The sequence below is a fragment of the Pseudomonas sp. 43NM1 genome, assembly GCF_002836905.1.
Lineage (GTDB): Bacteria > Pseudomonadota > Gammaproteobacteria > Pseudomonadales > Pseudomonadaceae > Aquipseudomonas > Aquipseudomonas prosekii.
Genome location: NZ_MKGS01000068.1, coordinates 1 through 6,948 on the forward strand (window position 1 = coordinate 1; position 6,948 = coordinate 6,948).

Annotated in this window: 5 protein-coding genes and 2 riboswitches; of the genes, 3 read left to right on the forward strand and 2 right to left on the reverse strand. The window is 63.0% G+C overall.

The window, feature by feature from the left end:
- Positions 1-267 (reverse strand): CbtA family protein (locus BI292_RS07840; RefSeq protein WP_178076546.1); only part of this gene is annotated, 267 nt, incomplete at its 3' end.
- 11 nt (positions 268-278) lie between these two features.
- On the reverse strand, positions 279-473 hold the full coding sequence (locus BI292_RS07845) for a CbtB-domain containing protein (protein ID WP_092269278.1): 195 nt from the start codon (positions 471-473) through the stop codon (positions 279-281).
- A 117-nt stretch (positions 474-590) separates the two neighbouring features.
- A riboswitch (cobalamin riboswitch) is annotated at positions 591-820 on the reverse strand.
- Positions 821-995: 175 nt separating this feature from the next.
- A riboswitch (cobalamin riboswitch) is annotated at positions 996-1,212 on the forward strand.
- Positions 1,213-1,307: 95 nt separating this feature from the next.
- Here BI292_RS07845 and cobW point away from each other — a divergent pair.
- From cobW to BI292_RS07860, 3 genes are all read left to right on the forward strand, one after another.
- A complete protein-coding gene (cobW, locus tag BI292_RS07850; protein ID WP_092269275.1) occupies positions 1,308-2,369 on the forward strand; it encodes a cobalamin biosynthesis protein CobW in 1,062 nt (353 codons plus the stop codon).
- A 3-nt stretch (positions 2,370-2,372) separates the two neighbouring features.
- Positions 2,373-6,227 carry a cobaltochelatase subunit CobN gene (gene cobN, locus BI292_RS07855; protein ID WP_101207529.1) on the forward strand — a complete coding sequence of 1,285 codons (3,855 nt, stop codon included), beginning with the start codon at positions 2,373-2,375 and terminating at the stop codon, positions 6,225-6,227.
- A 68-nt stretch (positions 6,228-6,295) separates the two neighbouring features.
- Positions 6,296-6,948: ATP-binding protein (locus BI292_RS07860; RefSeq protein ID WP_101207530.1), on the forward strand; the 653-nt coding region annotated here is incomplete at its 3' end.

Sequence of the window (6,948 nt, forward strand, 5' to 3'; positions counted from 1 at the left end):
ACCGACCGCGACCACCAGATTGCCGCCCGTGGTGAACAGCACGCGCTGCCAGCCGTCTTCCGGTTCCCATGCTTCGGCGTCATGCGTGTGAGCGGCGGCTGCACCTTCACTGTGCTCGTGAGCGACAACGGCGGCGGCGGGCTCGGATTTTTCATAGGTTTCCGCTTGGAGAATCAGCGGCGACACCCAGAAGCTTTGCAGCAGGGTCAGCAACAGGGCGGCCAGCAGCCCGGTGAAACCTGCGGTTTGCGCGATACGCTTGATCATGTCGGCAGGTCTCAATGGCACGGGAACGCAGAGCTGTGACGGGTATCGTGGGCGGCATTGTGCACCGCTTCGATGTGCGAGAAACCGGCGAAATACACCAGGCACGCGCCGAGAATCGACGCGCATACGGCGGCGGTCAGGCGTTGGCTCAGGGTTGTGGTGTTGCTGGTGGCGGTGCTGTGGTCGGTGCTGGTGATGATCGACATGGCGCTTCCCTCTGGTCTGTCAGCGGGTGAATCGAGCGCATGAAAACCCCTGCGAGCGAGCGCGCAGAAGCCTAAACAGCGCCCGCCCACCGCGGGTTTGTCATTCAGTGATCGTAGTGGTCACTTTGCGTTGCGGGCCGGTCTCCGGGCTCACGAGGGGCGAGGGCAAATGCCCGAGCCTGCAAGAATCGCCTTCCCATGCCGAACTGCCGACACAGTGGATCTGATTCTTCGCTCGCTTACCGTTGCGGGGGCAGCACCGGACTGACATGGCTTTAGAGTAAAGCACATGATTCACCGGTTTCCCGTTTCACCCTGTGAAGGGCACCCGTAACAAGGCGTGTAGGAGAGCATGCGCGGGGCGAAGCGTCAATTGGCAGGGGTTCTCAACTCGGGACTAGGGTGACTTCATCGCGAGCAAGCTCGCTCCCACAGGTGAGCGCATTCCAATGTGGGAGCGAGCTTGCTCGCGATGGGGCCAGTGCGGGCAATACAAGACATTGACCCGCCCCCGCACCATGCGTAGCCTTGCGCTTTCGAGGTTCTTCGGCATGTGCCGAAGCTAAGAAGGGAACGCGGTCGATGCCGCGGCTGCCCCCGCAACTGTGAACGGTGATGTTCGCTGCCACGCCACTGCAAATCCCTTCCAAAACGGGTTCGCGGGAAGGCGCAGCGAATGCCAGGCCCCGAGGCCGGCGCGCCGAAAGCCAGGAGACCTGCCTCGAAACGAATTCTCACTACAACCGGGCGGGGTGATCCGGTGGCGAAATCTTCCGCGCCTTCATCGCTGCGGTCGTCGTCCCGTATGCCCGCCACCTTGCCAAAGGGCATCCGATGAAAACACTGGCCAAACTCCCCGTCACCATCGTCACCGGCTTCCTCGGCTCGGGCAAAACCACCTTACTGCGGCATATGCTCGACAACGCGCAAGGGCGGCGCATCGCGGTGATCGTCAACGAGTTTGGCGAGCTGGGCATCGACGGCGAAATCCTCAAGCAGTGCTCGATCGGCTGCACCGAAGAAGAAGCCAATGGCCGCGTCTACGAACTGGCCAACGGCTGCCTGTGCTGCACGGTTCAGGAAGAATTCTTCCCGGTGATGCGTGAACTGGTCGCGCGTCGCGGCGACCTCGACCACATCCTCATCGAAACCTCGGGCCTGGCCCTGCCAAAGCCACTGGTGCAAGCCTTCCAGTGGCCGGAAATCCGCAGCGCCTGCACGGTTGACGCGGTCATCACCGTGGTCGACAGCCCGGCCGTCGCCGCCGGCACCTTCGCCGCGTTCCCGGACCAGGTCGACGCCCAGCGCAAACTCGACCCCAACCTCGATCACGAATCGCCGCTGCACGAATTGTTCGCCGACCAACTGGCCAGCGCCGACCTCGTCATCCTCAACAAAGCTGACCTGATCAGCCCGGAAGACCTCGCTCGCGTACGCCTGGAAGTCGCCGAAGAGCTGCCGCCAGCGGTCAAAGTCATCGAAGCCAGCAGCGGTCGTGTGCCACTGGACGTGCTGATCGGTCTGGGCGCCGGTTCTGAAGAACACATCGACAGCCGCCACAGCCATCACGATCATCACCACGAAGGTGAAGACGATCATGATCACGATGCTTTTGATTCGATTTCGATCGAACTGCCGCAGGCCGACGAAAGCCTGCTGATGGACGCGCTGACGCAATTGGTGGTCAAGCACGGCATCCTCCGCGTCAAAGGGTTTGCGGCGATTCCGAACAAGCCGATGCGCCTGTTGATTCAGGGCGTGGGCACGCGTTTCGACAAGCACTTCGACCGCCAGTGGGGCGCCGATGAAGTGCGCAGCACGCGTCTGGTGTTGATCGGTCAGGAACTCGACGCCGGCCAACTCGAAGCGCAATTGCGCGCCGCGCTCAGCGTTTAAGCCATGCACCTGCTCAGGACCCAGCCCGGCGGATTTGTTTCGGATGACAACATCGCCGACCTTGGGCAAACCGCCGCCGAACTGGTGATCCTGTGCAGCGGCGACTCCAGCCTGGCGCTGCTCGCCGAGGCCGCGCAGCAATTGCCCGACGATTACCCGAGCGTGCGCCTGGCCAATCCGATGCAGGTGCAGAATCACGCCTCGGTGGATTTGTACGTCGATGAAGTGCTTCGTCACGCCAAAGTGATTCTGATTTCGCTGCACGGCGGCATCGGTTATTGGCGTTACGGCGTCGAGCGCCTGGTCGAATTGTCGGCGCGCGGTGTGCAACTGATTCTGGTGCCCGGCGACGACCGCCCGGACCCTGAACTCAGCGATCTCAGCACCGTGGCGGCCGACGAGCGCGATCGTCTCTGGCAGTTTTTGCGTCAGGGCGGCATGGCCAACGCGCTGGATTTTTTCCGCTGTCTGGCTAGCCAATGGCTGGGCCGCGACTACGCCTGGGCCGAGCCGCAAACCCTGCCGCGCACGGCTATTTATCACCCACAGAAAAGCCCCGCCGAACTGGGTGATTGGCAAGCCGGATGGCGCGCCGAGCAACCGGTGGCGGCGGTGCTGTTCTACCGCTCGCACCTGCAAGCGGCGAACACCGGTTTCATCGATATTTTTTGCCAGCGCTTGCAAGCCGCCGGGTTGAACCCGCTGCCGATTGCGCTGGCCAGCCTGAAAGAACCCGGCTGCCTGACGGTGGTCGAGGATTTGCTGGATGAGGTCGAAGCGGCGGTGATTCTCAACACCACCGGGTTCGCCCAGTCCAGCCCCGAAGCGCCGCACCTGCGGCCGTTTCGGCGCAATATTCCGGTGATCCAGGCGATTTGCGCCCAAGACAACGAACCCGGTTGGCGCGCCAGCGAGCAAGGCCTTGGCCCCCGCGATTTGGCGATGCACATCGCGCTGCCGGAACTCGACGGGCGCATCATCAGCCGCCCGATCAGTTTCAAGGATCTGGCCTGGCGCAGTGAGCGTAGCCAGTCCGATGTGGTCTGCTATCGAGCGCAACCGCAACGCATGGATTTTGTCGCCGAACTGGCGCGGCGCTGGATCGATCTGGCCCGGGTGCCGAATGCCGAAAAACGCATTGCGCTGATCCTCGCCAACTACCCGACCCGCGATGGCCGCATCGGCAACGGCGTCGGTCTGGACACACCAGCGGCGGCGCTGAATATCCTCCGCGCGCTGCATCAGGAAGGTTACCCGTTGCCCGCAGAATTGCCGGCCAGCGGCACCGCGTTGATCGCGCAACTGCTCGGCGGCGTCAGCAACGACCTCGACACGCTCGACCAGCGGCCATGCATGCAGAGCCTGGCGTTGGACGACTATTCGCTGATGTTCGACGCGCTGCCCGAAACCAATCAGCAAGCGGTGCTGGAACGCTGGGGAGCGCCGCAAAACGATCCGATGTTCCGCGACGGTCGGATGATGATCGCCGGCCTGCGCTTCGGCCTGACCTTCGTCGGCATTCAACCGGCCCGTGGTTATCAGGTTGATCCGAGCGCGGTGTATCACGATCCCGATCTGGTGCCGCCGCACGGTTATCTGGCGTTCTACTTCTGGTTGCGCAACACCTATGGCGCCCACGGCGTGATTCACGTCGGCAAGCACGGCAATCTCGAGTGGCTGCCGGGCAAGGGTGTCGGGCTGTCGGAAAACTGCTGGCCGGACGCGTTGCTCGGGCCGCTGCCGAACATTTATCCGTTCATCGTCAACGATCCGGGCGAGGGCGCCCAGGCCAAACGGCGCACTCAGGCAGTGATCATCGATCACTTGATGCCGCCGCTGACCCGCGCCGAAACCTACGGGCCGCTGCGTAATCTGGAGCTGTTGGCGGACGAATATTACGAAGCGCAATTGCTCGATCCACGCCGCGCCCGCGAGTTGCAGCGCGACATCCTGCAACTGGTGCGCGAGACGCACATCGACCGCGAATTGCAGCTCGATGAAAAGCTCAATAGCGACGCCGACGCGGCAATCTGGTTGCCGCGTCTCGACACGTATTTGTGTGATTTGAAGGAATCGCAGATTCGCGATGGCCTGCACATTTTCGGCGAATCGCCGAGCGGGCGTTTGCGCATTGATACGTTGCTGGCGTTGCTGCGCATCCCCCGCGGCGACGGTCGCGGCGCGCAATCTAGCCTGCTGCGGGCGCTGGCGAAAGCGCTTGCATTGGGCTTCGATCCGCTCGACTGCGAGCTGGCCGAACCGTGGCTCGGACCGCGCCCGGTGGAGCTACTGGCGATCAGCGACGACGTGTGGCGCACGGCAGGCGATACCCGCGAACGGCTTGAGCTGTTCGCCGCGCAATTGATCACAGACACGTTGGCCGACCCAAATCCCTGTGGGAGCGAGCTTGCTCGCGATGCGGTGGATCATTCAACTTCGATGTCGACTGAACCACCGTCATCGCGAGCAAGCTCGCTCCCACAAGGTCCCAGTTGGGCTGAGGTGAATGCGATTCTCGAGCATCTGCTGGAGGTAGTCGCACCCCGACTCGACGCTTGCGGCCCTGCGGAAATGCGCGGTTTGCTCGATGCCCTCAGCGGTCGTTTTGTTCCCGCCGGGCCGAGCGGTGCACCGAGTCGCGGTCGCCTGGACGTGTTGCCCACCGGGCGCAATTTCTATTCGGTGGACGTGCGCAATCTGCCGACCACCACCGCGTGGCGCATCGGTTTCCAGTCAGCCAACCTGATTCTCGAACGACACATGCAGGACCACGGCGATCACCTGCGCCAACTCGGTTTGTCCGTGTGGGGCACCGCGACCATGCGCACCGGTGGCGACGACATCGCCCAAGCCATGGCGCTGATGGGCGTGCGCCCGGTGTGGGCGACCGGCAGTCAACGCGTCGATGATTTCGAGATCCTCCCGGTCAGTCTGCTCGACCGTCCGCGAGTCGATGTGACGTTGCGCGTTTCCGGATTCTTCCGTGATGCCTTTGCCAATCTGATACGGCTGTTCGACGCCGCGGTGCAAGCGGTGGCCGAACTCGACGAACCGGACGATCTCAATCCGCTGGCGGCCAAGGTTCGCGCCGAACGTGCAGCGTTGCTCGCCAGCGGTCTCGACGAAGACGCGGCCCGGCGTCAGGCCGGTTGGCGCATTTTCGGGGCCAAGCCCGGTGCCTATGGCGCAGGCGTGCAGGGCGCTATCGACGGGCGTTTGTGGCAAAGCCGCGAAGACCTCGCCGAGGTTTATCTGAACTGGGGTGGCTACGCTTATGGCGGTTCGGATGAAGGCACGGCGGCGCGGCAACAGTTCGCCCAGCGTCTGAGTCAGGTGCAAGCGGTGCTGCAGAACCAGGACAATCGCGAGCATGACTTGCTCGATTCCAACGACTATTACCAATTCCAGGGCGGCATGCTCGCCGCCGTCGAAAGCCTCAGCGGTGCAGCGGCGGCCAGTTATCACGGCGATCACAGTCAACCGGATCTGCCGAAAATTCGCACGTTGAAAGAAGAGCTGAACCGGGTGATCCGTTCCCGCGCGGCGAACCCGAAGTGGATCGACGGCGTCAAGCGCCACGGCTATAAAGGCGCGTTTGAACTGGCGGCGACGGTGGACAATCTGTTCGCGTTTGATGCGACCACGCAATTGATTGACGATCACCAGTACGCGTTGCTCGCTGACGCGTATTTGCTGGATCCGGCGACCCGGGATTTTGTCCGCGAACACAACCCGCATGCGCTGCGCGACATGACCGAGCGCATGCTCGAAGCGCAGCAACGCGGAATGTGGCAAGAGCCCGGCGAATACCGCGAAGCGCTGGAAAACCTGCTGTTGGACATCGAAGAAGACGGCTAGAACACCGCACCCCCGCAAGGGATGGAAGTTGCTGCTGAGAAATTACCGACCATGAACGAGATTGCCCCATGACCGACACACCCCATTTCCCGCTCTCCGCCGTGGTCGGCGCCGATGATCTGAAGCTCGCACTGTGCCTCACTGCCATCGACCCGAAAATCGGCGGCGTGCTTATTGAAGGCCCGCGCGGCATGGCCAAATCGACCCTCGCCCGAGGCCTGGCCGACCTGCTCGCCAGCGGCCAATTCGTCACGCTGCCGCTGGGCGCCACCGAAGAGCGCCTGGTCGGCACCCTCGACCTCGACGCTGCGCTGAGCGAGGGCCGTGCGCAGTTTTCTCCCGGCGTGCTGGCCAAGGCTGACGGAGGCGTGCTCTACGTCGATGAAGTCAATCTGCTGCCCGATCACCTCGTCGATTTGCTGCTCGACGTTGCTGCCAGCGGCACCAACCTGATCGAGCGCGATGGCATTTCTCATCGGCATTCGGCGAAGTTTGTGTTGATCGGCACCATGAACCCGGAAGAGGGCGAACTGCGCCCGCAACTGCTCGACCGCTTCGGCCTCAACGTCGCCCTCAGCGGCCACACCGCGCCGACGCAGCGCGGGCAGATCATCCGTCGTCGGCTGGATTTCGACAGCAATCCGCAAGCGTTCTGCGCCCAATGGGCGGCGCAGCAACAGGCACTGCGCGAACGCTGCCAGCAAGCACGCAGCGCGTTGGC

Coding starts and splice junctions, on each gene's coding strand:
- BI292_RS07845 (WP_092269278.1), bottom strand. CDS start 473: ATGTCGATCATCACCAGCACCGACCACAGCACCGCCACCAGCAACACC.
- cobW (WP_092269275.1), top strand. CDS start 1,308: ATGAAAACACTGGCCAAACTCCCCGTCACCATCGTCACCGGCTTCCTC.
- cobN (WP_101207529.1), top strand. CDS start 2,373: ATGCACCTGCTCAGGACCCAGCCCGGCGGATTTGTTTCGGATGACAAC.